The organism is Mycobacterium sp. NGS11, assembly GCF_059813315.1.
This window is the reverse complement of the sequence record NZ_JCALEJ010000005.1, coordinates 163,210-188,656: the sequence shown is the minus strand read 5'-3', so window position 1 is coordinate 188,656 and position 25,447 is coordinate 163,210. Positions and strand designations below refer to the sequence as shown.

Here is a 25,447-nt window from a genome sequence, read left to right as displayed (position 1 = left end):
CGAGCAGGTTCGCGGCCAACCTGCCAGGCGCTCACCCGGCAAGCTTCTGATACCAGGCGAGGTGGTAGTTCGCCGACACAGCATCTCCGCTGGCGATGCCCTCGGTGGCGGCCATCAGCAGGCACTTGAGCAGGAGCGCGGGATTGACGTTCGGATACTGAACCAGGAGCTGGTAGCGCGAGGTGTCGAGATGGACGCGCAGTACGTCGACCTCCTGATCGACGACAACCGTTCCGGCGGCGGCTGCTTGCGCCAACCTCGACACGATCTTGGGCAGATCACCGCGCCCACGCGTGGCCGCGCTCAGCACGCCCGCCAGATCGTCGATCGTGGGCAGCGCGCGCGGCTCCACCGAGGACTTGGTCGCCGCGAAGTTGACCGAGCGGTGCAACGAATCACCGGGAGCGTAAGTGACGGCGCGCACGGTTTCGCCGATCAGTGCGGCGACCCTGCCGCTGCGACGCTCGGGCCCCAACAACCGCACGCCCGCCGGAAGGGTGATGCCTGAAGGTATCCATCCGTGCGCGAGATCGGTGACCAGTACCGTCGTACCGTCGGCACGATCCCCGATCGCCCAATTCAGCCGCGGCTCCTGCCGGACCACGAACTCGAGCAGCCGGTTCAGCCGCTCATGGTCGAAACCCCTTGATATTGACGGCTTTTCGGCGCGAGGGTGGGTCGCGGAGGTGGCCCTGTCGCTGTCCGCGGCGGGCGCGGCTTCTGCAGTCGGTTCCTGCGCGACCGCTTGCGGCGTCGGCTCAACGGTGACCGGCTCATCGATGACCGCGTGGTGTCGCCCGGAGTCGGCCTGGTCCGGCGCCGGCCCGGGCGCACCCTGCACGGGTGCCTCGAACACCGGCTGCGCCTGTGTGACCACCGGAATGACCTGCGTCTGCTCGAGGTGCAACGCGTCGACGGCGCCCGCAGCGTCACCCTCGGTGGTGGCCGGGCCGCTGGTCGCGCGCTGCTCATCCTCATCGGCCGGCTCGACGATCGCGTGGTGGCGCCCGGAATCGGCCCGGTCCGGAGCCGGTTCGGGGTCGGGCTGCGCGGGCATCGCTGATTCGGGTTCGTCCTTGACCACCGGGATGACTTGGGTCTCGCCGAGATGCGCCACCTCAGCGGCGCGACGGGCGGCATCGTCGGCAGGCGCTCCCTGCCGGGCTGACAGCGGTGTACCGGGGTCGGCGACCGGCTCGACCGCGGGCTCGCGACGCCGCCGTCTTCCCGTGCGTGGGGCTGCCTCGGGTGGTGGAAGCCGCGCGGGCGCCTCGGCGGCGGGCTTGGCCTCGCGGATTGTCGGCAGTACCTGCGTCTTCTTCAGATCCGCGTCGGACGGCTCGCGCCTCGGTGGGGGAATGGCGGGGGCTTGGGCCCCGCTCCGCATGGCGTGCAGATAGCGAATCGTCGATTCGACTCGGCGTACCGCACGGCCGCGTGCCTCGTCGATGACCCGCGCCTCCGCCGCTTGGCGAGCAGGGTCGGTCATCCCGGATCGCTTCAGCAGCTTCAGCTCGTCGTTGGCGGCGTGCGCAATTCGTTGCAGGTCGGCCTTGAGATGCTCAGCGAGAGTGGCGGTTTCGGGGGTGACCGTCGACAGTTCGGCAGGCCACAACCCGCCTGTCACCCAGGGGGTGCAGTCGATAGGGGAGCTGAAAGCGGGCGTCGCCAGTGATTCCCGGGTAGCTCTCCGGAGGCGCTGACGCGCCGACATCCGACCGAAGACCGCCACTGGCTAAGCGTACCGGGAGCCGGCCGGCGACTTATGCGGTCGGTGAATTGTGCGGTCGCACGCCCCTGGGTAGCGTGAGGACATGGCTGATTCTGCACTGCAGCAGCAACTCGATGAGGTGCGTGCCTTTCTCGCTCGCGCGCGAGAGTTGTTCGGCCCCAATCCGGTAGAGCCGCCAGCGGGTATCGCTCCCGATCCCAGCGTCGCCAAGCCACGCTTACGCTAGGTCGGCGGCGCGCCTGCCAGGCCGCTAGATCGCGCCGCTACGGCGACGCAGTTTGTGTGCCAGCAACTTCTCGATGGCCGCATCGAGATCCCGGGGGGTCGGGACCGCTGCGGACGGGGTGTGCCCGGCCGCGACGATCTCGTCTCGGATTTCCAGCAACGCTTTGAGGCATGACACGTCGGCGGTCAGCAGGATGCCCTGCGCCAGCGTCTCGGCGTCGGTGTCCATCGCCTCTTCGCTCAGCGCGACGCTGTGCATATAGCCGCCGCGGCAGGAGCGGACCAGGATGTGTCCGCTCGGGTGGACAGTGTCGAAAGCGGGATTCGCGTCGGTCATCGACCGCGGTCGACGATGTCGCCGAACTTTCCGGCCGCCTCCTGCTCGTGCTGTTCCCACATCGTGGCCGATACGTTGAGTTTGTCGGCAAGATCTGCGTGGTCAGCAGCTTGCTGCTCATAGCACTGGCGTCGCAGTTCGAGCAGCTCACGGCCTGCGTCGCGCAGTTCGCTGAAGATCGGCCCGAGGGAATCGAGACTCTCCTGGATCGCGGCGTGCGACGACGGAACGGTACGCAAGTACTCCGAGGTGTCCTGGTGATGCGCGGCAGCCTGACGTAGGTGCGCAGGCACTACATGAATCGAATCTGCCATCCGCTGTCTCCTGTTGACGATCGCCGGTTGTTCCGGAGAGCTTGGTCAGGTGGTCGACGTAGTCGCCGGCCGCGTGGGTGTCGGTGGGTCAGGCTTGGCCGGCTCCGTTACTGCCGCATTCGACGCCGGCGGGTGCTCCCAGCCTAGGAAGCTGGGCCCGCTCACGGTGGCGATGTGTTGAATTTGGCCATCCAGAAGCGCCTTGCCGGGGCCGAGGGCGAGCGCGTGACGATCGGTGAACATACCGATATCGCCGGGCGCAACCTGCAGGGAATCGATCGGGCTGGCGACCGCGGTTCCCGGTGGGGGAATGGTCATCCCCTGCTGTTGGAAGGCCTCCGCTATCGGGGTGCCGCCGACGGCGGCCGTGATCGCCGCTGCCAGCTGTGGGCTGGCAGCGGTGACCGTTTCCCCGTCAGGCAACGTCACCGTTGTCGGATGGGCCGACGGTTCATCGGATGCCTCGCGTGGCGGCCCAGCGGCCTCGTCGCCCGGTTCGTTCGATCCGTCGCGCGAGCTCTGGTCCTCGTCCGGCAGCTCCTCGTCGGCCAGCTCGTCCAGACCAGGTTCGGTCCCGTCACCGCCCTGCAGCCCGGACAGCGGGAGCCTGCCGGGTCCTTCCCAACCAGCCATCGATGCGGGCAGAGAACCAAACCCGGGGAGCGATCCGCCGCCAAGGCTGGGCACGGCGGGCGCCATCGGCTGCTGCGGCACGGCCGGCATCGCGGCCACACCGGCCGGATCCGGCCCCGGAACATCGCCCGACAGGGCGTCATCGTCGGCCAACAAGGAGTCCAGCAGCGGATCCCAGTCGGCATCGCCATCGGTCCCTTCGCCTGTGGCCGAAGGGTCAGCCGGCGCCGGAGCTCGCGGGCGTTCGCCCTCGGCGTTCGGCTCGTCTTTGGAGGCGTCGTAGAGCGACGTCCAGGCGGCCATCAACGCCGACTTCGACGTGTCATCCAGGCTGGCGTTCAGGACAACCTCGCGAATGTCCCGGAGCTTGCCGATGAGGAACCGCTGGAAGTCACGCGCCCCGGCCGGGGTGTCCAGGTCCGACCTGATCCGCACCGCGGCTTCGGTCTCGTGCTGCAATCTGGTGAGGGCTTCGCTGCCGTCAACCGCATGCAAATGCGCGTTGAGGATCGCCGAGATTACCTGCAGGTCCAATTGCGAGCTCGCCGAATTCTGTTGTGCAAGAGCAGCTTCGGCGTTAGCGATGGCATCGGCCGCATCGCCCGTTTCGCGATCCGGGGGTGCCGGCGCTTCGGCGGATGGCCGCGCCGGCGGGTTGGCCGTCTTTTCGGCGCCGAATACGACGGCGTGCTGTTGGCGGATCTTGCGCAGGATGGCCTCGATTTGTTCGGGCCGGGTGGTCGGGTTGAGCGCTGCGGTCACTTCGGCCGGCGCCAATCCCGCCTGCCATGCGCTCGGATCGCCGGTGCGTTCTCGGACGTATTCGACCGCGGCAAGCAGGTCGTCGTAGACCGACATCAGCCAAACAGCCGGCGCGGCTTGCCCGAAAGCTGGTGCGGGAAACGACGCGACCCCTCCATGTCCGGCGACAGTACTCAGGGGCATAAGTGCCGACAATTCACTCTGCTGCATGGTGTGGACTATTTCGGGTTAACCGCTATCGGCGCCGTACTGGATCCGAAGGCTCTGCAACACAGCGGCTTTCGCCTGACCTAACTCGCGGGCTTCGGCCACGACCGACGCGATCTCACGTTGCTTGTCCAGTAGAAACTTCCGGAACTCGCGTGCGCCCATGGGGGTATCCAGGGCGAGGTCCGCCTGGTTCACGGTTGCGTGGTCGATCTGCTCGGCGATGGAATCCAGGCGCCTGACGCTCTCGCGCGCTGCGTCGTGAGCGCTGGTCAGCACCTCGTTCAGCACCCGATCGGCTTCCGACGCAATGCCGTGCTTACCCGCCAGCGCCGACCGCCGCGCCTCGACGGCCTCGAATGAGGGCCCCGGCTGCTCCGTCATCGGCTCACCCCCGTCGTCGTGCCCGCGTCACCGGGCGGTCGTGGCTCGTCATACCGGTCGGCGGATCGCAACGTTGTTGCCCAGCCGGCTTATTCGCACCGAGGCGCCCGAATAGGGCGCTTCCACTACGAGATTGTTCCCGATGGCCAGCTGCACATGGCCGGCGTGCGGAAACACCAGATCACCCGGCCGCACCTGGGAACGGGGCACCGCGATGCCGTCGTTGATCTGCTGATAAGTGGTGCGATCCAGGTGAATACCGGCCTGCGCGTAGCTCCACTGCACCAGCCCGGAACAGTCGAACTGGTCGGGTCCGGTCGCACCCCAGACGTAAGGTCGGCCCAGTCGAGACAAAGCGGCGCGCACCGCCAGTCCGGCCCGATCATTCCGAAGCCCGCGCAATCTCGATACCCCAAGCCGGCGATCGTGCCGGAGCCAATAACGTAAGGCCAGCAGTTCGGCGTTGCGGTGTCGCGCACGCGCGCGCGCCGACACCACATGCGCCCGCTGGGCCCGCAGGCGAGTCACGCGTCGGCGCGCGGCCTCCCGCTGGGCCAGCGGTGTCCCCGGCCAATCGTTATCCGCCCGGGCCGCATCCAGGACCCTTCGGGTCAGGTCACCGGCCTGTGCTCGATCGCGGTGCGCGCCGGCAATGATGTCGGTGGCCGCGGCGTCGGTATCAGCCGCCGCGGTGAAACGTTGCCGGCCGTGCACCACCGCGAGTTGATAACCGCCGTGGGCCATCCTGTCGCTCAACGTGGCGGCTCGCTGCAACAGGTTGCGGAAATGCACGGTGTCTGCGTTCAGGGAGGGCGGCTGGGTGGTGCCGGCGAACAGTTGGTGTGCACGGCTCAGCGCCGCGATTTCGGATCGACTCACGACGCCCCCTTGTCGTCCTGGCTTGCCTCGTCTCGGCCCGACTCGACCGCCTCCGTGAAGGCGCGGACGCGGGGAAGCGCACCCGGCGCGATCACCCCCCGATTGCGGATGTCCCACATCTCGTCGACATCCACGCCGACCAAGGCGGCGATGATCGTCTCCGGTAAGGGCGACTGGGCGCATGCCCGATCAAAACGCGCGCTCAAGCTGGTGGGCATTCGCTCCAACAGCGCCGCACGCGTCGACTCCAAAGCTTGCAAATGCTCCATCAGCCGGCCGGTCGAGTCGGCGCCGGCGTTCACGGCCACCCGCCAGGAGCTGGCGGCGAGCATCTCTGCCTTCACGCATTGCGCGATCACAGACAGAATATACGTCTCATATTCGTTTGATGTTGTCGCGGGCAATCGATCGATGACGGATTTGAGGGCATCGAGCTGCGCTTCGGCATAGCCTTCCAGCACTTCTGTGTCGCTATGACGGTCAACCACCACCGGGCCGCTGCGTCGCGCGGGCATGGGCGCCGGTGGCTGCGCGGACATCAGGCGCGCCAGCTCGGCCTCCGGGTCGGCGGCCACCAATAGCCGCGAGTAGGTGCCCGGCGGAAGACCGAGCCCATTCTCAATCTTCTGAACTGTACTTTTATGCGGCTTTCGGGCACCCCGCTCGAGGAAACTGAGTCCCATGATGCTGACCCCGGTCGCGGCCGCGAGGTCAGCCAGTGACCAATCGCGTGATTCACGCAATGCGCGGATGGCCGCGCCGGCCGACTCACGGGTCACCGCACGCTCCGGCCATGGGCCGGATATTACACAGCCAGCGGCTCCGATATCGCTATATACGTTTTTGTCACGTTTCTCTTGCGGCCGGCCGCCACTTATGTATACGCTTCTGCCTACGTTTCACGCTCGACAAGGAGACCGACATGGGACACCCCTGCGCAGCCAATCCGGAACTCTGGTTCGGCTACCCCGACGACGACGGCGGCGACGGCGCCGCGAAGGCGCGCGCATACGAGCGGTCGGCCACCGAGGCTCGCATCCAGTGCCTGCGCCGCTGCCCGCTCGCGCAGCAGCGCCGCTGCGCCGCGCACGCCATCGCGCACCGCGAGGAGTACGGCGTGTGGGCCGGGGTGAAGCTGCCGGGTGGCCAGTACCGCAAGCGTGACCAGCTCGCTCGGGCACACGACGTCCTACGACGTATCGCTGCCGGCGAGGTCAATGCTCGACAACTGCCCGAGAACGCGGCTCTGCTGGCACGCCACGAACACGAGTCGGTCGCCGTCCCGGCGGTCGTGCTCCACCTGCCGCTGGCGCAAATCAAACCTCGTTCGGCTGCCTGACATCTCGTCCGAAGCCGGTGGTGGCAGTTTGCTAAGCCCGTCAACGGGGTAGTCCGCGTCGGCAAGACCAGTCTGTCGACCTAGAGGCGCCACATGACGTTCGACCTGACCCCGACGGCGGCACAGCACGACCTTGCCCGGCGTACGCACGAGTTCGCCGAATCAGTAATACGCCCAGTAGCGCTGGACTACGACCAGCGGCAGGAATTTCCCTGGGCAGTGCTGGAAGAAGCGGCCCAACAAGGTTTTTACAGTCCGCTTTTTTACCGCGATCTGATCGGCGATCCAACCGGCATCTCGTTGCCGATGTTCATGGAGGAGCTGTTCTGGGGCTGCGCGGGCATCGGCTTGGCCATCGTCATGCCGGCGTTGGCGCTGTCAGCGATCGGTCAGGCCGCCTCGCCGGAACAAATGCTGGAATGGGCGCCCGAATGTTTCGGCACACCAGGAGATCTCAAGCTTGCCGCCCTGGCCATCTCCGAACCCGAGGGCGGCAGTGACGTACGCAATCTCCGCACCCACGCGCGGCGCGACGGTGACGACTGGATCATCGACGGCCACAAGATGTGGATCGGCAATGGCGGCATCGCCAATGTTCACGTGGTCAACGCCGTGGTCGACGAGGAGCTCGGCCATCGCGGCCAAGCCCTGTTCGTTGTGCCCGGTGGTACACCCGGACTGAAACTGGTGCGAAAGCTGGACAAATTGGGCTGCAGGGCGTCTCATACCGCCGAGTTGCTCTTCGAAGGCGTTCGCGTTCCGGGCGCCAATTTGCTTGGCGGACAAGAGAAGCTCGAACACAAGCTCGCCAAAGCCAGAGAAGTAGTAGCGGGTGGAAAACGGTCCGGATCGGCAACGCTGGGCACCTTCGAGCAGACCCGCCCGATGGTGGCGGCTCAAGCCATTGGCATCGCTCGCGCGGCGCTCGAGTATGCCACCGCGTACGCCACCGAACGCGAGGCTTTCGGTGGACCCATCATCGACAACCAGGGCATCGCCTTCCCGTTGGCGGAGTTGGCGACCCAGATCGACGCCGCTCGGCTGCTCACCTGGCGTGCGTCGTGGATGGCGGCCAATAACGTTCCCTTCGAACGGGGCGAGGGTTCGATGTCGAAGATGGCCGCCAGCGAAGTCGCGGTCAGGGCCACCGAACGTGCGATCCAAACCATGGGCGGCTGGGGCTACATCACCGATCATCCGGTCGAGAAGTGGTATCGGGATGCCAAGCTGTACACCATCTTTGAGGGCACCAGCGAGATTCAGCGGATGGTCATCTCCAACGCGCTGGGCGCCGCCGTGGGCACCCCGCCGCTACATGTGGTGCTGGAGCCGTCCGGCGGACCGCTGAACCGGGTATTCGGGCGGGGGACTCCGCTGCGATCCCGCGTCGCCGACAACGCCCTGTCGGTGAAGGATCGCGTGCCCGAGCCCGTCATGCGGCTTGCCATGAAGGTGCTGCGGCCGCCGCGCAAGTAAGAACGCCGGGTACGGTCGCGGTGGAAGGCGCCGCATGAGGAGGCCCGCGACGGAGGGTGGAGGATGAGCAATCTTGAAGCCGCCCCGGCCGAAGTCGCTTGTGCTGCTTCACAACATCTGGGCGATTCACCGACGGTGGAAATCCTGCAACCGCGGGACGTCCCGTTGGGCGGCCCCAGGGCGATCCGGGTGCAACGTACCCTTCCGCAACGGCAGCGTTCGCTCGTCGGGGCGTGGTGCTTCATCGACCATTACGGGCCGGTCGCCGCGCGAATGGACGTTCCTCCGCACCCCCACACGGGACTACAAACAGTCAGTTGGTTGTTCGGTGGGGAAGTGGAGCACCGTGACAGCGCCGGCGTGCGTGCGGCCGTTCGGCCCGGCGAGCTGAATCTGATGACCGCGGGGGCGGGCATCTGCCATTCGGAAGTTTCGGTTGATTCCGACGCCCGACTACACGGTGTCCAGCTCTGGGTCGCGTTGCCCGCATCCGCTCGCGAAACAGCGCGAGATTTCGCTCATTACGCGCCCGAGCCCGTGGCGCTGGCGAGTGCGCAGGCGCGCGTCTTCTTGGGCGAGCTGGCCGGCAGCCGATCGCCGGTACCGACGTTTACGCCGTTGCTGGGCGCCCAGATTGACCTCGAGCCTTCGGCCACGCTGGACATCGACGTGGACCCGGCCTTCGAGCATGGGGTGCTGTGCGATTCGGGGACCGTAGACGTGGACGGGACGGCCCTGGCGATCGCCGAGTTGGCCTACCGAGGTCCCGGCCGGGCCCATTTGCAGGTGCACAACGCGGGGGAGGGACCCGCGCGGGTGCTGCTGCTCGGCGGTGCCCCGTTCACCGAAGAATTGGTGATGTGGTGGAACTTCGTCGGACGAAGCCACGAGGACATCGTCAATTACCGCCGACTGTGGGAGGACGCCGACGACCGATTCGGCGCCGTCCAGGGATACCGGGGAGCGCTCGCCCGCCTACCCGCCCCGCCGTTGCCGACCGCTCGGCTGCGGCCCAGGCCTACACCGCAAAGAAAGGGAAGCACAGATGACAACCGATAAGACCGGTGCGGAAGCCACCGTTAGCCTTCAGGACGGCAAGTACACGATCGCCGTCGAGGGGAAGACGGTAGGGCTGGCCGATTTCGCCGACCGCGGTGATCAGCGCGTCTTCTACCACACCGAAATCGATCCGGCGTATGGCGGACGCGGGCTGGCGACCATCCTCGTCGAGGAGGCGCTCAACGAGGCGCGGGATGAGGGCAAGCGCATCGTTCCGGTGTGCTCGATGATCGGCACGGTGCTCAAGAAGCATCCTGAATTCGACGACATCACCGACCCGGTCACTCCGGAGATCACGCAGTGGGTGCGCTCGTAGGTGGCAAGTTCAGCGGTGAGCCACATTTAGCGGTCGCTCGCTGCTGTGCCCCAACCATCGAAGCATCAAACCCGAAAAGTGGCTCGCCTATCAGGCTCGGCTACTCGCCCTCCGGAGCACCAAAGTATTTAATTGTAAGCGACTTCGCCAAATTTAGAAGTTCCTGACACGATCGGTCCGTCTCTGCGTCACTACAAAGTTGTACGAGGCGTGCCAAGTTTTCGCGAATCCAAGCTGCTGTTTCCTCTGAAGATACGGAGCTCATCTCATCGAAGCCATCCAGGTACTGCCGGACTAGCGGTATCCGAAACCAGTTATCTGGCACCGTTGCCAACTTGGTTGGTGCAACGGCAAAACGAACCTAACCCCTGTCGTTGGAAAGATCCCAGCTGACGACCGGCCCAGCCAAGCTCAGGGAAGCGTTAATAGATGGGCTTCCTGAAGTGGTCGAGTCGGTAATGCGGTAGTCGGGACTTAGATACAGGAAATCGAAATACCGTAGAAAGAATTCTAGAAGGGTTTTCACTATTATCGCGCTCCTTCGGGTAACGTGAATCGACTGCTGCACGACGCCGACAGAGAACGTAAAGCTTTTGCGATCGGTTTTCCCTAGATTGCCGGCTGTAAATGTAGCTAGCCCTCGCCGTCTGGTTTCGGCCATCCCCACCTTTTGGATGAGTTGGCGCGGCGTAAAGCAGTCAGCTCGTCGCACACGCGGGCTGCGGTTGACTTGTCCGCGAATAGCTGCTCAACATGGTTCAGGTTTTGCGACAGCCAATTGGCCTGTTCCACTGGCTGGCCCTGTCCTGCGTCGTCGCTCCGCTCCAAGTACTGGCGAATGAGCGAAAGCGCAAACCAATCGGAGCCATCTTGAAATAGTGGTACTGCTGCCAGGTAAATTATGCCGCGGTCATTCACGATATCCCATTTGAGCCGTTCACTGGAAAACGAAATTGATGCATCAATGTCCTCGAGGCCACGGGTAGACGAGTCTGTGATCCTATACCTGGGGTTGAGGTAAAGAAAGCCTGCATAATGGACGATGAATTCTAACAGTGTCTTCATCGCTATCCTCCGATCTTCGGTGGTACGAGGGTATAGCCATCTATTACTTGGTATCCGTGCGCCTTCAGGTAGTTAAGTTCCGCAGCCGTATATGTATTGTCTAAAATCCTATCGATAGAAGTCGACAGTTTAATAGTGTCCCGATTTGCGATTGCAATGTCGAGGACATGCTGATTAGCAGCGAGCCGCTCAACGGGTGTGGCCGAATTCCATGCGTCCCCGATGTCGAAGTAGCTTGCGCCACGCTGTTGAGCGAAATCGATGTACGAAGGTCCCCCCAACGGGTTTTTATATGGTCCCAGAACGGTTTCGCCGCTCCCGGTCAGGTGTTGTTCAGATAGCGCTCGCAAGTCCGGTGGCATGTACTTGAGCGGATCGTCGAGATGAAATTCCGGATGCGCTGGATCAACCACCGGCGGCGGAGCATCTGACACCGCGACGTGAGGCGCCGCGGGCGCGTGTTCGACGGGCGCGTCGGCTGGGGGCGCATGCTCTACTGAGGGCGGCTCAAGCGGGTGAGTGCCGGGAACGGGTTCACCGCCGATCCCAGGCGTGCTGCGCGGGGGGAGATCAAAAGCCTCACGCAGCTGTGTGCCACTGAGGCTCTGGGCCGCCAGACTTTCCGATGTCAGTCCCTCGAAAGCTTCACGGCCGAACAGCATTTTCGCGCCCTGTAAAAGTGCCTCCCCGCCTGCCTTCAGCCCTGGCCCACCGACGGCAAGGGTGATGGCGGTCCATAGCGGTTCGGGCGTGGCCTGCACCTGCCCGGGGTCCGGCGTGCGCATGCCGGTCAACTTGCCGCCGTTAAAGGTGTAGTACGTACCGGTGGCTTGGTCGAAGAACTCACCCGTGCCGTTCTTGAGCTGGCCGAAAGCTTGTACGGACTGCCCGTTGACGTCGTAGGTGAACATGAAATGCCCGTCGGGAGTGACATTTATCGATGCGGGGTCGATGCCGTCGTAGTCGGGTATCTTGCGCAGGCCGTCGAGTGCTTCCTTAAGGTCTGCCTTCAGTTTGGGCAGCCTGGCATTGGCGGCATCACCTTCCGGCGAGCCTGGACCGTGGATATAGAGGTCCGCCGCGGCTTTGTTCAGCGCGTCTCGCGCAGCGCGCACCTTGGCCAGTTGGTCCGCTACCGCCTGTTTTATGGCTTGGCGAATGTCGGCCAAGGCGGCTTGCTGGTCGGGAGACGGCGGAGCGACGCCGTCAGCGTCGGCACCGTGGAGTGGCGCACCGTCGTACCCTTCGGCGTGAAGATTGGTCAGCGACTTCTGCAGGCCGTCGGAATAGCCGTTGCGAATTGATTGCAGTGCAGCCAGTGCCGCCTTGGTGTCGCGCAGGGCGTCGTCTTCGCAGGTGTTGATGAAGGCATGTATCGCGTCCTTATCGGCGCCGCTGAGGCTGGTGTCGTTTAGCAGCGCCACAGCGTGGACTACCGAGTCTGAAATGTTTTTCAGCTGCGCATCTAGGGTGGTGATCCGCGCGCCGCCTGCCTTTTGTGCATCGGCCAATGCCGCAGCGATGTTTTCAAGATCTGTACCGATCTTGGGCAGTTGCAAGGACTGCGCGCCCAGGGATTGCACGACCCGTTGAACTTCTGCGGAGTCGTTGATCGGATGACCGCCATCCTGGTGATTCCAGGCGGCTTCAAAGCGGGTGAGGGCTTGCTGGAAAGCGTTGTCGGATTCCGCAGTGCATCGGCCTGCGCGATGGAATGCCTTGGCTAGATTGGAAATTTGCAGAGGGCTGCCGGCCTGCAGACTCGCGTTGATCGCCCATGGGTCGCCGCCAGCTTCAGCGATCAGCGCATTCTTATCTATGTAGGGAAGTCCCATGACACCGTTGAGGGCTAGCGAGCTGCGGGCATCTCATCGCGGGCAGAAATTTCCAACCGTCTGAGCTGCCCATAACGTTACTTATCACTGGACGCGGGTCAATTCACTCTGCTCGCGGAGCCCGGTTAAGCAGTTGAGCGCTCCAGCGCGTACAGCACCATCCGCCGATTCGGCATGTCATGTTCGCCGAGGAATTCGCAACCCAGCGACTCGCAGAGGCGGCGCACCGTCGTGTTGCGGTGGTCTGGATCGAACATGATCCGTTGACACGCAGGGTCTTTGACCAGAAGGCTCGCGATGACCTTGCGCAGCATCAGGGGACCAAGGCCCCGGTTCATCAGCTCCTCGTCTGCGATTGCCCCGTGCAGTCCCAGATCGTGTGGCTGGCTGTCGTAGCACCGAGCGATCGAGTCCCTGGCGGCCCGGTAGATCTCCAAGTAGCCGCGGTCCACACCGTCGATGCTGAGGATCAGCGGCCGCGAGTAGGCGCCGTCGACCTGTGCTCGCAAGTGTTTGCGCCAACGGGTCACCGGCCAGTCGTACTCCCAGGTGGTGGCCAGGTGCGGGCGGTTCATCCACTCCGCCACGATCTCTGCGTCTGCTCCGTCGGGGTCGGCGACGCGAATCATGTTTGGCGGCAACAATTCTGGAACCGGCGGAGGAGGAACCTGGCGGACCGCCTCGGAGATATGGGTGAGCTCGCGGGGGAGCGCGGCTACAGGTACGCCGGTCACGACGGAAGAGTGCCGAGCGGTTGATCGTCGACGGCGCGGGGTCGAGGGGGATTAGTCAACGTCACGGGTCGGACCCTACCGCGTCAAATTAGGTTAGGCTACCCTGCCCCGCCCTTGGGTGGCGTGTCTCAATCTCGGTCGAGGCCATCAGCCGCCCGATCGCGCCGGCGATCGGCGGCCCGCATCCTGTGGGCCTGGGCCTGCTGGCAATCACCACAGCCACAACAGGTTTGAATCGTGCCGTCACTCTCACCGTTTGGTGCGGACGCTCAAGGTCCGGTCTGAAATGATGATCCCGTGACGGGCCCCTGCGCCGAATGCGGTTTCAGCTATGACCTGCGGCGTGCCGCAACCGCCGGCGATGACATCCGCGAAGGGGCAGCCGAAGTCGGTGCGCTTCTTTGTAGTGACGGCGACGTACGGTTGCGTGCGCGGCCCGACGTGTGGTCTCCGCTGGAGTACGGGTGCCATCTACGCGATGTGCTGCTCGTGCAACGCGAGCGGGTGCTCGCGGCGCGGCGGGTCAATGGCGCCGACTGCGCGTCCATGGGTCGCGAGGTACGCGCCGAGCACGACGGCTACAACGAGCAGGATCCCGTCGGAGTTGCTCGTCAATTGGCCGACGCCGCAACGCTATTCAGCAATGTGCTAGCCCGGCTTTCCGCCGATGACTGGGACCGCACGCTCGTCTATCACTACCCCGAAACCAGTGAGCGGTCGTTACGCTGGGTCGCGGTGCACACCGCGCACGAAGTGCAGCACCATCTTCTCGACATTCGTCGCCAACTATGACCCCGACCCGGCGTTCGGCTAGAAGCGTCGCTGAATCCCGGCGCTACAGTGCCGACATGCATGTCGATGCGGTCGCGTTCAGCGAACGGTGGGTGCGCAACTGGAACGCTCACGACGTCGAAGCCGTCCTCGCCGACTTTCATGACGACGTCGTATTCACATCGCCGGTGGCAGCCGAGCTCTTCCCGGAAACGCAGGGCGTGGTCCGCGGCAAGGCAGCCTTGCGCCAGTACTGGACAGGGGCCTTGGCACGCATGCCGGATCTGAGGTTCTCCGTCGAAGGCGTCTACCAAGGCATCGACACGATCGTCATCGCGTATCGCAACCAGATCGGCGAGCCGGTCAACGAGGTCTTGACGTTCCGCGACGGCGCGATCGTCGAGGGACACGGAACCTATCGCCTCGCCGGTACGTAGCGAGGCGAATGCAGTTCCACAAAAACGAAAGTCACGACCCCTTTCGAGGCCGTGACCTGTCGTCGAACCGCTCAGTGTGGGCGAAGGGGGACTTGAACCCCCACGTCCCGAAGGACACTGGCACCTGAAGCCAGCGCGTCTGCCATTCCGCCACTCGCCCGGAAAAACAACCGATGGACCATATCACTCTAATGGCCCGATTCTCGAACCGGCGAAGCGGGATCCGAAGCCGTACCGCACCGAACGGCCGGTGGCGCGCACGGCTCTGAACTGGGCCGATTCAGTTCTCACGATTTCGAAAGTGCCGCAGCGCCACGATGTCCCGATACGATGCGGGAGTGTGCCAGCGCTGGGGTGATTCGTTTGCCGACCAACGGCAATACCTGATGGCAAGTGCACGCGAACGGTAGGACATGAGTAGCCAACGGGGGCTGGTCACGCGGATCGAGCGCAAACTCGAGGCGACGGTAGACAACGCCTTTGCCCGGGTATTCGGTGGATCGATCGTTCCGCAAGAGGTTGAAGCCCTGTTATGCCGCGAGGCTCGTGACGGCGTGCAGAAACTTCACGGAAACCGCCTTTTGGCCCCCAACGAATACATCATTACCCTCGGTATGCACGACTTCGAGAAGGTGAGCGCCGATTCGAATCTCAGGTCGAGCGGTTTCGCGAGGTACTTGACTGACTACATCCACGAACAGGGGTGGCAAACGTATGGTGAGGTGGTCGTTCGGTTCGAGCAGTCGTCGAACCTGCACACAGGCCAGTACCGCGCCCGCGGTGCTGTCAACCCTGATGTCCAGCCCCGCCCGACGGTCGACGACCCCGTCCGGCCACAATCAAATAACGCGTTCGGCGAAGAACGAGGAGTAGCACCAATGACTGACAATTCTGGCTACCGCGGGGGTCAGGGGCCGGGCCGATCCGGCGACGAGTACTACGACGACCGCTACGGGCGCCCGCAGGACGACGCGCGCGGTGGCCCAGACCCGCAGGGACCACCAGACCAGCGGGGCGGATATCCACCCGAACAGCAGCACGGCTACCCACCTCAGCAGGGCTACCCGCCGCCCCGCCAACCCGAGCAGGGCGGCTACCCGGACCAGGGTGGTTACCCCGAACAGGGACACGGCGGCGGCTACGCACCTCAGCAGGGCTACCCGGACCAGGGCGGCTATCCGGACCAGCGCGGCTACCCCGACCAGCAGGGCCAGGGCGGCTATGCCCCTCAGCAGCAGGGCTACCAAGACCAGCGCGGCTATCCCGAGCAGGGACAGGGTGGCTACCCGCAGTCCTACGAGCAGCGTCCGCCCGCGCCCGGCGGCTACGGCGGCCAGGGCTACGACCAGGGGTACCGGCAGGCCGGCGGTTATGCCCCTCCCGGCGGTCAGCAGGGCGGTGGCCAGCAGGGCTACGGCGGCTACGGCGATTACGGTCGCGGTCCGGCCCGCCAGGACGAGGGCGGCTACGCCCCGCCCGAACAACGACCCGGTTACCCCGAGCAGGGCGGCGGATACGACCAGGGCTACCAGCAGGGCGGGGGATACGGCCGCCAGGACTACGGCTCCGCCGAGTACACCCAGTACTCCGAGCACGCGCAGGGCGGGGCGTATGGCGGTCAAGCCGGCGGCTACCCGGAGACCGCCAGCCCGGAGTACGACTACGGCCAGCAGCCGGAGTACGGCCAACAACCGGAATACGGACAGCAGGCCGACTACGGCCAGTCCGCCGACTACGGGCAACAGGGCGGTTACGGCGGCTACGGCCAGGGCGGCTACGGCGCCGGTGGAACGACGATCACCCTTCAGCTCGATGACGGCAGCGGCCGCACCTATCAACTGCGCGAGGGCTCCAACATCGTGGGCCGCGGACAAGACGCCCAATTCCGGTTGCCCGACACCGGCGTGTCACGGCGTCACCTCGAAATCCGCTGGGACGGACAGGTCGCGCTGCTGTCGGATCTGAACTCGACCAATGGCACCACGGTGAACAACGCACCGATCCAGGAGTGGCAGCTGGCCGACGGCGACGTGATCCGCTTGGGCCATTCGGAGATCATCGTCCGGATCCACTAAGCCACTGGGCTTAACGCTGCCGTGCTTTGCCCCGTGTCATCCGCCGTCCAAGTATCGTGACGTAGCCGATGTGCTCGGAGTCACGGGCGCCAGGGATGCGACGCTAGGACGGAAAGGACGCCAGATGCAGGGACTGGTACTGCAGCTGACGCGCGCCGGTTTTTTAATGCTGCTGTGGGTTTTCATCTGGTCCGTGCTGCGAATACTTCGGACCGACATCTACGCGCCCACCGGTGCCGTCATGGTGCGCCGCGGCTTGGCGCTGCGCAGCACTCTGCTGCCGTCACGCCAGCGCCGGCATGCGGCCCGCTATCTGGTTGTCACCGAAGGCGCGCTGGCGGGCGGCCGCATCACGCTGAGCGGACAGCCGGTGTTGATCGGAAGGGCTGACGACTCGACGCTGGTGCTCACCGACGACTACGCCTCGACGCGGCACGCCCGGCTGTCTCAGCGCGGCTCGGAGTGGTACGTCGAGGATCTAGGATCGACCAACGGCACTTACCTTGACAGGGCGAAGGTGACGACTGCGGTACGAGTTCCGATCGGAACGCCGATTCGAATCGGCAAAACGGCGATTGAGTTGCGCCCGTGATCCGGGCCTACGACGATGGTGCCGGAGCACCGGGGATCGTGGGGGCACGCCCGTGACCTTGGTCCTGCGATATGCCGCGCGTAGTGATCGCGGCCTGGTACGCGCCAACAACGAAGACTCCGTCTATGCCGGCGCGCGACTGCTCGCGCTCGCCGACGGCATGGGTGGTCACGCTGCCGGCGAGGTGGCCTCCCAACTGGTGATCGCGGCCCTGGCCCACCTGGATGACGACGAGCCGGGCGGCGACCTGCTGGCCAAGCTCGACAACGCGGTGCGTTCCGGCAATGCGGCCATCGCCGCCCAGGTGGAAGCCGAGCCAGAGCTCGAGGGGATGGGCACCACCCTTACCGCGATCCTGTTCGCGGGCGACCGCATCGGAATGGTGCACATCGGCGACTCGCGCGGCTACCTGCTGCGCGACGGGGAGCTGACCCAGATCACCAAGGACGACACATTCGTCCAGACCTTGGTCGACGAAGGCAGGATCACCCGGGAAGAGGCGCACAGCCACCCGCAGCGGTCGTTGATCATGCGGGCGCTCACAGGTCACGAGGTCGAGCCGACGCTGACCATGCGCGAGGCGCGCGCCGGTGACCGCTATCTGCTGTGCTCGGACGGGTTATCCGATCCGGTGAGCGACGAGACGATCCTCGAGGCCCTCCAGATACCCGACGTCGCTGAGGCCGCCTACCGCCTCATCGAGCTGGCGCTGCGTGGCGGCGGCCCGGACAACGTGACCGTAGTGGTCGCCGACGTGGTCGACTATGACTACGGGCAGACCCAACCGATCCTCGCCGGCGCGGTGTCGGGCGACGAAGATCAGATGACCCTGCCCAACACCTCGGCCGGGCGCGCCTCAGCGATTCGGCCCCGCGATGAGTCTGCCAAACGCGTTGCGCCGCAACCGGAGACACCGCAGCGACCGCGGTGGCCGCGGCGCAAGATGTTCTTTGCCGGCGCCCTGGCGGTGCTGTTGGTGCTGGCGGGCCTCGGCGTCGGATGGTGGGTTATCCAGCGCAACTATTACGTGGCCGAGTACAACGGTCGGGTCTCCATCGTCCGCGGAATCCAGGGCACCCTGCTGGGCATACAGTTGCAACATCCCTATCTGGTGGGCTGCCTCAACACCCGGAACGAGCTCTCTCTCGTCAGCTACGGGCAATCCGACGGCCATGCCAATTGCCAGCTGATGACGCTGCAAGACCTGCGCCGCCCCGGACAAGTCCAAGTTCAAACCGGACTGCCGGGCGGCAGCCTGGACCAGGCCGAGTCGCAGCTGCGCCAGCTGCTGGCCGAATATCTATTGCCCATCTGTCCGCCTCCGCGCGCCACGTCTCCCCCCGGATCACCGGGCACCCGCGGCGAAACACCAGAATCCGGCACGACAGCACCACCAGCACCACCGAACACCGGCTCTCCGAGCCCCAGCCCCCCACCGGGCGCGAGCGCCAACGGCCCCGCGAACTCCGCGCCGGCAGGCCCGACGACCACGTCGCAGCCAGTGACCGCGCTTCCCGGGCCGCCACCTCAACCAGGCATCGATTGCCGGACGGTGGCATGACGACACAGCTGCAGCCGCCGGTCGCGGTCACACCCCCGTTGCCTACCCGGCGCAATGCCGAGTTGCTGCTCCTGGGCTTCGCTGCACTGATCACCGTCGCCGCGCTGCTGATCGTCGAAGCCAACCAACAGCGCGATCTGCACTGGACCGCCATCAGCTACGGGCTGGTGTTCCTTGTCGTATTCGGCTCGGCGCACATGGCCATCAGGCGCTTCGCGCCCTACACCGATCCGCTATTGCTGCCAATAGTGGCACTACTCAACGGCCTTGGCCTGGTGATGATTCACCGATTGGATCTGGTCACCAATCAGCTCAGCGGCCGGCACCACCCCAGCGCGACCCAGCAGATGCTGTGGACCCTGATCGGCGTCGTGACCTTTTCCCTGGTGGTCACGTTTTTGAAAGACCATCGGCAGCTTGCGCGCTACGGCTACATATGCGGCCTGGCCGGCCTGATCTTTCTGGTGATTCCCGCCCTGTTGCCGGCATCGCTGTCCGAACAGAACGGCGCCAAAATCTGGATTCGCTTGCCCGGCTTCTCAATTCAGCCCGCCGAGTTCTCCAAGATCCTGCTGCTGATTTTCTTCTCCGCGGTGCTGATCGCCAAGCGCGGCCTGTTCACCAGCGTTGGCAAGCATTTCATGGGTTTGACGCTGCCCCGGCCCCGCGACCTCGCGCCCCTGCTTGCGGCGTGGGTGATCTCGGTCGGCGTAATGGCCTTCGAAAAGGACCTTGGCACTTCGCTATTGCTGTACACGTCATTCCTGGTGGTGGTCTACCTCGCCACCCAACGCTTCAGTTGGGTGGGTATCGGGCTGGTGCTGTTCGCCGCGGGAAGCGTTGTCGCGTATTACATTTTCGCCCACGTCCGCGTGCGGGTACAGATGTGGTGGGACCCGTTCTCCGACCCCGACGGCAGCGGCTACCAGATCGTCCAGTCGCTCTTCAGTTTTGCCACCGGCGGGATCTTCGGGACCGGCCTCGGTAACGGTCAGCCGGATACGGTGCCCGCCGCGTCAACCGATTTCATCATCGCCGCGTTCGGCGAAGAGCTGGGGTTGGTGGGCCTGGCGAGCATCCTGATGCTCTACACGATCGTCATCGTGCGGGGCCTGCGCACGGCGATCGCCACCCGTGACAGCTTCGGCAAGCTGCTGGCCGCGGGCCTGGCGTCGACCCTGGCCCTTCAGCTGTTCATTGTCGTCGGCGGGGTAACCCAGCTCATTCCGCTGACGGGGCTGACGACTCCCTGGATGTCCTACGGCGGCTCATCCCTGCTGGCGAACTACGTGCTGCTGGCCATACTGGCGCGGATCTCGCACAGCGCCCGTCGTCCCCTGCGCACCCGCGCCCGCAAGCCGTCGATCGCCGCGGCCAGCACCGAGGTGATCGAGAAAGTATGAACGCCTCGCTGCGCCGTATCTCGGTGACCGTGATGGCGTTGATCGTGTTGCTCTTGATCAACGCCACGATGACGCAGGTCTTCGCCGCGGACTCGTTGCGCGCCGATCCGCGCAACCAGCGGGTTCTGCTCGATGAGTACTCGCGCCAGCGCGGCCAGATTGTGGCGGGCGGGCAGCTGTTGGCTTATTCGGTCGCCACCGACAACCGCTACCGCTTCCTGCGCGTGTATCCCAACCCGGCGGAGTACGCCCCCGTGACCGGCTTCTATTCGTTGCGCTATTCCAGCACCGGTCTGGAACGCGCCGAAGATCCACTGTTGAACGGGTCCGACGAGCGGCTGTTCGGCCGCCGGCTGGCCGACTTCTTCACCGGCCGCGACCCGCGGGGCGCCAATGTCGACACCACGCTCAAGCCGCGGGTCCAGCGGGCCGCCTGGGATGCGATGCAACAGGACTGCGGCGGACCGCCGTGCAAGGGCGCCGTCGTCGCCCTCGAACCGGCGACCGGCAAGATTCTGGCGATGGTGTCATCCCCGTCCTATGACGCCAACCTGCTGTCGTCGCACGATCCCGAAGTCCAGGCGCAGGCGTGGCAGAAGCTGCGTGACGACCCGAACAATCCGCTCACCAACCGCGCGATCTCCGAGACATACCCGCCGGGGTCCACCTTCAAGGTGATCACCACGGCGGCGGCGCTGCAGGCCGGCGCCTCCGACACCGAACAGCTGACCGCCGCACCCTCCATTCCGTTGCCCAACAGCACCGCAAGTTTGGAGAACTACGGCGGCGAGCCGTGTGGAAACGAGCCGACGGTGTCCCTGCGGCAGGCGTTCGCCCTGTCCTGCAACACCGCGTTCGTCCAGCTCGGGCTACTCACCGGATCCGATGCGCTGCGCAACATGGCGCGCTCGTTCGGTCTGGACAGCACGCCGAGCGTCATCCCGCTGCAAGTCGCGGAGTCGACCGTGGGGATCATCCCGGACGCCGCGGCGCTGGGGATGTCGAGCATCGGCCAGAAGGACGTCGCGCTGACGCCCTTGCAGAACGCCGAGATCGCCGCGACCATCGCGAACGACGGGGTGACGATGCAGCCCTACCTGATCGACAGCCTCAAGGGGCCCGACCTGACCACGATCAGCACCACGGCACCGTATGAGCAGCGGCGCGCCGTGTCGCCGCAGGTCGCCGCTAAGCTGACAGAGCTGATGGTCGGCGCCGAGAAGGTCGCACAGCAGAAAGGGGCCATTCCCGGCGTGCAGATCGCATCGAAGACTGGTACCGCGGAGCATGGCAGCGATCCGCGGCATACACCGCCGCACGCTTGGTACATCGCTTTCGCGCCCGCACAGACCCCGAAGGTCGCTGTGGCGGTGTTGGTGGAGAATGGCGCCGACCGCCTGTCTGCGACGGGGGGTGCACTCGCCGCGCCGATCGGACGGGCTGTGATCCAGGCCGCGCTACAGGGAGGACCATGAGCCCGCGAGTTGGTGTGACGCTGTCCGGCAGATACCGTCTGCAGCGCCTGATCGCCACCGGCGGCATGGGTCAGGTGTGGGAGGCGGTAGACAGCCGGCTGGGCCGGCGCGTCGCGGTCAAGGTGCTCAAGCAGGAGTTCTCCCAGGATCCAGAGTTCATCGAGCGGTTCCGCGCCGAAGCGCGTACCACCGCGATGCTCAACCACCCGGGCATCGCGGCCGTCCACGACTACGGCGAGAGCCAGCTGGACGGGGAGGGCCGGACTGCGTATCTGGTGATGGAGCTCGTCAACGGCGAGCCGCTGAATTCGGTGCTCAAACGGACCGGCCGACTGTCGCTGCGGCACGCACTGGACATGCTCGAGCAGACCGGTCGTGCGTTGCAGGTGGCGCATGCCGCCGGCCTGGTGCACCGCGACGTCAAACCCGGCAACATCTTGATCACCCCCACGGGTCAGGTGAAAATCACCGACTTCGGTATCGCCAAGGCCGTGGACGCCGCTCCGGTGACCCAGACGGGGATGGTGATGGGCACCGCCCAATACATCGCGCCGGAACAGGCCCTGGGCCACGACGCCACCCCGTCGAGCGACGTGTACTCGCTGGGCGTCGTCGGGTACGAGGTGGTATCGGGCAAGCGGCCGTTCACCGGTGACGGTGCCCTGACGGTGGCGATGAAGCACATCAAGGAACCGCCTCCGCCCCTGCCCGCGGAGTTGCCGCCCAACGTGCGCGAACTCATCGAGATCACGCTGGTGAAAAACCCGGCGATGCGGTACCGCAGCGGCGGGCCGTTCGCCGACGCCGTGGCCGCGGTGCGGGCCGGCCGTCGCCCGCCGCGGCCCAGCGCGACACCGCCCGCCGGCCGGGCCTCGCCGGCAGCCATTCCGTCCAGCCCGACCACCCGCGCCGCCGCGGTGTCCCCGAGCCGAAGCGCCGCGCCCCGTCGCTCGCGGCCGACGACCGGCGGCCACCGCACGCCCCCTGCCCGTCGCACCTTCTCCTCTGGTCAGCGCGCGTTGCTGTGGGCTGCCGGTGTGCTCGGCGCGCTGGCAATCATCATTGCGGTGCTGATAGTCATCAATTCGCGGGCGGATCAGCAGCAACAGCCGCCGACGGTGACCGACACGGGTACACCGCCCGCCTCGGGGCCGCCGCCGACCAAGACTCCGAGCGGTGCTGGGGCCCGTCCCGAAATGCGAATTAATTGGCCCGATGCCGGGACAATAGGGGCCTCCGGCTTCGACAACGTGCCGGCCCGACACGGAACACCGCAATGACCACGCCGCAGCATCTGTCCGACCGCTACGAACTGGGCGAAATTCTCGGCTTCGGGGGTATGTCCGAGGTTCACCTGGCCCGTGACGTCCGACTGCATCGCGACGTCGCGGTCAAGGTGCTGCGCGCGGATCTGGCCCGCGACCCGAGCTTTTACCTGCGCTTCCGGCGTGAGGCGCAAAACGCCGCAGCGCTGAATCACCCGTCGATCGTCGCCGTCTACGACACCGGCGAGGCCGAAACGCCCACCGGGCCGCTGCCCTACATCGTCATGGAGTACGTCGACGGGGTAACCCTGCGCGACATCGTGCACACCGACGGCCCCCTGCCACCGCGCCGGGCCATCGAGATCATCGCCGACGCGTGCCAGGCGCTGAACTTCAGCCACCAGAACGGCATCATCCACCGAGACGTCAAGCCGGCCAACATCATGATCAGCACCACCAACGCGGTCAAGGTGATGGACTTCGGCATCGCCCGCGCGATCGCCGACAGCGGCAACAGCGTCACCCAGACCGCCGCGGTAATCGGAACCGCGCAGTATCTCTCCCCCGAGCAGGCTCGCGGTGACGCCGTCGATGCTCGTTCCGATGTGTATTCGTTGGGTTGCGTTCTCTACGAAATCCTCGCGGGCGAACCACCTTTCACCGGTGACTCGCCGGTGGCCGTTGCCTACCAACATGTTCGGGAAGACCCGATCCCGCCGTCGCAGCGGCACGAAGGCATCTCCGCCGACCTCGACGCCGTGGTGCTCAAGGCGCTGGCCAAGAATCCCGACAACCGCTATCAGACCGCGGCGGAGATGCGTGCCGACCTGATTCGGGTGCACAACGGCGAGAAGCCCGAGGCGCCCAAGGTGCTTACCGACGCCGACCGGAGCTCACTGATGTCGGCCAACGTGGGCAACTCCGGCCCGTCTCGGACCGACCCGCTGCCCCGTCAGGTTCTCGCCGACGCGGGCGAGGACCGCAGCGTCGGCTCGGTCGGCCGCTGGATTGTCGCGGTGGCCGCGCTCGCGGTGCTGACGATCGTTGTCGTCATTGCTTTCAACACTTTCGGCGGCAATACCCGTGACGTGCAGGTGCCCGACGTGCGCGGGCAAGTGTCCGCCGATGCGATCGCGGCGCTGCAGAATCGCGGCTTCAAGACCCGCACCCTGCAGAAGCCGGATTCGGCCATCCCGCCCGACCATGTCATCGGCACCGATCCGGGCGCCAACGCGTCGGTCAACGCGGGCGACGAGATCACCATCAACGTCTCCACCGGGCCGGAGCAGCGCGAGGTGCCCGACGTTTCCTCGCTGAGCTACTCCGACGCGGTCAGCAAGCTGAAGGCCGCCGGCTTCAGTAAGTTCAAGCAGGCCAATTCCCCGTCGACCCCGGAACTGCTGGGCAAGGTGATCGGGACCAACCCGCCGGCCAATCAGACGTCGGCGATCACCAACGTTGTCACGCTCATTGTCGGATCGGGGCCGGAGACCAAGCAGGTTCCCGATATCGCGGGCCAAACCGTCGACATCGCACAGAAGAACCTGACCGTCTACGGATTCAGCAAGGTCACCCAGGTGCAGGTGGACAGCACCCGCCCGGCCGGTGAGGTGATCGGGACCAATCCACCCAAGGGACAGATGGTTCCGGTGGACTCGGTGATCGAGCTGCAGGTGTCCAAGGGCAATCAGTTCGTCATGCCCGACCTGTCCGGCATGTTCTGGACCGACGCCGAACCGCGGCTACGCGCGCTGGGCTGGACGGGAATTCTGGACAAGGGCGCCGACGTCGACGCCGGCGGCTCCCAGTCCCATCGGGTGGTCTATCAGAACCCGCCGGCCGGCTCCGGGGTCAACCGGGACGGCATCATCACGCTGAAGTTCGGTCAGTAGCGGTCGGGTCGGCCGGAAAGTACGGCCGCACCGCGGCGTGCACGTCGTTCTCGAGCCGCCGCACCAATGTGTCGTCACGCTCCCACCCGCAATCGGCGAGCCAGTTCGCCAGCATTCGATGACCGCCCTCGGTCAGGATCGACTCCGGGTGGAACTGGACGCCGTGAATCGGCAGTTCGGTGTGCCGCACGCCCATGATCACGCCACTGCGGGTCTGAGCCGTGACCTGAAGCACGGGCGGCAGCGACTCGGGCAGAATGGTCAGCGAATGGTAGCGGGTCGCCGTGAAGGGATCCGGAAGTCCTTGCAGCACACCGGTATTGCTGTGGTGGACGCTGCTGGTCTTGCCGTGCAGCAGTTCCGGGGCGCGGTCGACGGTCGCACCGAATGCGACGCCGATGGCCTGGTGCCCCAGGCAGACCCCGAGCAGCGGAGTCCGCTCGGCGGCACACGCCCGAACCATCGGGATGGACGCGCCCGCGCGCTCCGGGGTGCCCGGCCCCGGGCTGAGCAGCACCCCGTCGAACTGACCGGCCACTGCGGCCTCGTCGGACAGGCGGGTGTCGTCGTTGCGCCAGACTTCAGCGTCCAGACCGAGCTGGCCGAGGTACTGCACCAGGTTGAACACGAAGCTGTCGTAGTTGTCGACGACCAGGATCCGCATCGTGCCAGGTTACCG

25 protein-coding genes and 1 tRNA gene are annotated in these 25,447 nt (G+C 65.5%); 14 read left to right on the top strand and 12 right to left on the bottom strand.

From position 1 onward, the window contains the following. Nucleotides 1-31 precede the first annotated feature (31 nt). Nucleotides 32-1,732, bottom strand: a complete 1,701-nt coding sequence (locus AC5Y4T_RS09305) for a DUF5632 domain-containing protein (RefSeq protein WP_499917394.1) — start codon at nt 1,730-1,732, stop codon at nt 32-34. Nucleotides 1,733-1,814: 82 nt separating this feature from the next. Between AC5Y4T_RS09305 and AC5Y4T_RS09300 the strand changes: the two genes are divergently transcribed. Beyond that, complete coding sequence (locus AC5Y4T_RS09300; protein ID WP_499917395.1) at nt 1,815-1,958, top strand: hypothetical protein; 144 nt, start codon at nt 1,815-1,817, stop codon at nt 1,956-1,958. A 24-nt stretch (nt 1,959-1,982) separates the two neighbouring features. On the opposite strand, the gene AC5Y4T_RS09295 is transcribed toward AC5Y4T_RS09300, so the two are convergent. From AC5Y4T_RS09295 to AC5Y4T_RS09270, 6 genes are all read right to left on the bottom strand, one after another. After that, nucleotides 1,983-2,294: a DUF2694 family protein gene (locus tag AC5Y4T_RS09295; RefSeq protein ID WP_499917396.1), complete on the bottom strand. Its 312-nt coding sequence runs from the start codon at nt 2,292-2,294 to the stop codon at nt 1,983-1,985. Continuing rightward, on the bottom strand, nt 2,291-2,608 hold the full coding sequence (locus AC5Y4T_RS09290) for an ESX-1 secretion-associated protein (protein ID WP_499917397.1): 318 nt from the start codon (nt 2,606-2,608) through the stop codon (nt 2,291-2,293). Before AC5Y4T_RS09290 ends, AC5Y4T_RS09295 begins: the two co-directional genes overlap by 4 nt. Nucleotides 2,609-2,653: 45 nt before the next feature. Further along, complete coding sequence (locus tag AC5Y4T_RS09285) at nt 2,654-4,099, bottom strand: DUF4226 domain-containing protein (RefSeq protein WP_499917398.1); 1,446 nt, start codon at nt 4,097-4,099, stop codon at nt 2,654-2,656. Between the two features lie 132 nt (nt 4,100-4,231). Beyond that, a complete protein-coding gene (locus AC5Y4T_RS09280; RefSeq protein ID WP_499917399.1) occupies nt 4,232-4,594 on the bottom strand; it encodes a DUF4226 domain-containing protein in 363 nt (120 codons plus the stop codon). A 48-nt stretch (nt 4,595-4,642) separates the two neighbouring features. Beyond that, on the bottom strand, nt 4,643-5,473 hold the full coding sequence (locus AC5Y4T_RS09275) for a C40 family peptidase (protein ID WP_499917400.1): 831 nt from the start codon (nt 5,471-5,473) through the stop codon (nt 4,643-4,645). Continuing rightward, nucleotides 5,470-6,252 (bottom strand): helix-turn-helix domain-containing protein, encoded by a 783-nt coding sequence (locus tag AC5Y4T_RS09270; RefSeq protein ID WP_499917401.1) that lies wholly within the window; start codon nt 6,250-6,252, stop codon nt 5,470-5,472. Before AC5Y4T_RS09270 ends, AC5Y4T_RS09275 begins: the two co-directional genes overlap by 4 nt. A gap of 143 nt (nt 6,253-6,395) precedes the next feature. Here AC5Y4T_RS09270 and AC5Y4T_RS09265 point away from each other — a divergent pair, with 143 nt between their 5' ends. From AC5Y4T_RS09265 to AC5Y4T_RS09250, 4 genes are all read left to right on the top strand, one after another. Beyond that, entirely contained in the window at nt 6,396-6,812 is a 417-nt protein-coding gene (locus AC5Y4T_RS09265; RefSeq protein WP_499917402.1) for a WhiB family transcriptional regulator, read from the top strand. A gap of 93 nt (nt 6,813-6,905) precedes the next feature. Beyond that, nucleotides 6,906-8,288 (top strand): acyl-CoA dehydrogenase family protein, encoded by a 1,383-nt coding sequence (locus AC5Y4T_RS09260; RefSeq protein WP_499917403.1) that lies wholly within the window; start codon nt 6,906-6,908, stop codon nt 8,286-8,288. A 63-nt stretch (nt 8,289-8,351) separates the two neighbouring features. After that, nucleotides 8,352-9,347, top strand: a complete 996-nt coding sequence (locus tag AC5Y4T_RS09255) for a pirin family protein (RefSeq protein WP_499917404.1) — start codon at nt 8,352-8,354, stop codon at nt 9,345-9,347. Continuing rightward, entirely contained in the window at nt 9,334-9,663 is a 330-nt protein-coding gene (locus AC5Y4T_RS09250; protein WP_499917405.1) for a GNAT family N-acetyltransferase, read from the top strand. The genes AC5Y4T_RS09255 and AC5Y4T_RS09250 overlap by 14 nt, the downstream gene beginning before the upstream one ends. A gap of 633 nt (nt 9,664-10,296) precedes the next feature. Here the strand turns inward: AC5Y4T_RS09250 and AC5Y4T_RS09245 are convergent. From AC5Y4T_RS09245 to AC5Y4T_RS09235, 3 genes are all read right to left on the bottom strand, one after another. After that, nucleotides 10,297-10,728 (bottom strand): hypothetical protein, encoded by a 432-nt coding sequence (locus AC5Y4T_RS09245; protein WP_499917406.1) that lies wholly within the window; start codon nt 10,726-10,728, stop codon nt 10,297-10,299. A 2-nt stretch (nt 10,729-10,730) separates the two neighbouring features. After that, nucleotides 10,731-12,563, bottom strand: a complete 1,833-nt coding sequence (locus tag AC5Y4T_RS09240) for a putative alpha/beta hydrolase (protein WP_499917407.1) — start codon at nt 12,561-12,563, stop codon at nt 10,731-10,733. A 125-nt stretch (nt 12,564-12,688) separates the two neighbouring features. Continuing rightward, complete coding sequence (locus AC5Y4T_RS09235; protein ID WP_499917408.1) at nt 12,689-13,297, bottom strand: GNAT family N-acetyltransferase; 609 nt, start codon at nt 13,295-13,297, stop codon at nt 12,689-12,691. A 297-nt stretch (nt 13,298-13,594) separates the two neighbouring features. On the opposite strand from AC5Y4T_RS09235, the gene AC5Y4T_RS09230 reads away from it, so the two are divergent. Together AC5Y4T_RS09230 and AC5Y4T_RS09225 are read left to right on the top strand one after the other, a co-directional pair. Further along, on the top strand, nt 13,595-14,089 hold the full coding sequence (locus AC5Y4T_RS09230) for a DinB family protein (RefSeq protein WP_499917409.1): 495 nt from the start codon (nt 13,595-13,597) through the stop codon (nt 14,087-14,089). A gap of 56 nt (nt 14,090-14,145) precedes the next feature. Continuing rightward, nucleotides 14,146-14,505, top strand: coding sequence for a nuclear transport factor 2 family protein (locus tag AC5Y4T_RS09225; RefSeq protein ID WP_499947221.1), 360 nt, complete (start codon nt 14,146-14,148; stop codon nt 14,503-14,505). 77 nt (nt 14,506-14,582) lie between these two features. Here the strand turns inward: AC5Y4T_RS09225 and AC5Y4T_RS09220 are convergent. Further along, nucleotides 14,583-14,665, bottom strand: a tRNA-Leu gene (locus AC5Y4T_RS09220). A gap of 253 nt (nt 14,666-14,918) precedes the next feature. Here AC5Y4T_RS09220 and AC5Y4T_RS09215 point away from each other — a divergent pair. The 7 genes from AC5Y4T_RS09215 to pknB all read left to right on the top strand — a co-directional run bounded on the left by AC5Y4T_RS09215 (nt 14,919) and on the right by pknB (nt 24,768). Next, nucleotides 14,919-16,580 (top strand): FHA domain-containing protein, encoded by a 1,662-nt coding sequence (locus AC5Y4T_RS09215; protein WP_499952787.1) that lies wholly within the window; start codon nt 14,919-14,921, stop codon nt 16,578-16,580. A 124-nt stretch (nt 16,581-16,704) separates the two neighbouring features. Next, the gene (locus AC5Y4T_RS09210; RefSeq protein ID WP_007771646.1) at nt 16,705-17,172 is read left to right on the top strand and encodes an FHA domain-containing protein FhaB/FipA; all 468 of its coding nucleotides are present in this window, start codon (nt 16,705-16,707) and stop codon (nt 17,170-17,172) included. 52 nt (nt 17,173-17,224) lie between these two features. Next, nucleotides 17,225-18,733, top strand: a complete 1,509-nt coding sequence (locus AC5Y4T_RS09205; protein WP_499947219.1) for a PP2C family protein-serine/threonine phosphatase — start codon at nt 17,225-17,227, stop codon at nt 18,731-18,733. After that, on the top strand, nt 18,730-20,136 hold the full coding sequence (locus tag AC5Y4T_RS09200; RefSeq protein WP_499917413.1) for an FtsW/RodA/SpoVE family cell cycle protein: 1,407 nt from the start codon (nt 18,730-18,732) through the stop codon (nt 20,134-20,136). The genes AC5Y4T_RS09205 and AC5Y4T_RS09200 overlap by 4 nt, the downstream gene beginning before the upstream one ends. Further along, nucleotides 20,133-21,611, top strand: a complete 1,479-nt coding sequence (gene pbpA, locus AC5Y4T_RS09195) for a D,D-transpeptidase PbpA (protein WP_499917414.1) — start codon at nt 20,133-20,135, stop codon at nt 21,609-21,611. The genes AC5Y4T_RS09200 and pbpA overlap by 4 nt, the downstream gene beginning before the upstream one ends. Continuing rightward, nucleotides 21,608-22,891: a serine/threonine-protein kinase gene (locus tag AC5Y4T_RS09190; protein ID WP_499952786.1), complete on the top strand. Its 1,284-nt coding sequence runs from the start codon at nt 21,608-21,610 to the stop codon at nt 22,889-22,891. Before pbpA ends, AC5Y4T_RS09190 begins: the two co-directional genes overlap by 4 nt. Further along, a complete protein-coding gene (gene pknB, locus AC5Y4T_RS09185; RefSeq protein ID WP_499952785.1) occupies nt 22,888-24,768 on the top strand; it encodes a Stk1 family PASTA domain-containing Ser/Thr kinase in 1,881 nt (626 codons plus the stop codon). Before AC5Y4T_RS09190 ends, pknB begins: the two co-directional genes overlap by 4 nt. Here the strand turns inward: pknB and AC5Y4T_RS09180 are convergent. Beyond that, a complete protein-coding gene (locus AC5Y4T_RS09180) occupies nt 24,746-25,432 on the bottom strand; it encodes an aminodeoxychorismate/anthranilate synthase component II (RefSeq protein ID WP_499952784.1) in 687 nt (228 codons plus the stop codon). The genes pknB and AC5Y4T_RS09180 overlap by 23 nt on opposite strands. Between the last annotated feature and the right edge of the window lie 15 nt (nt 25,433-25,447).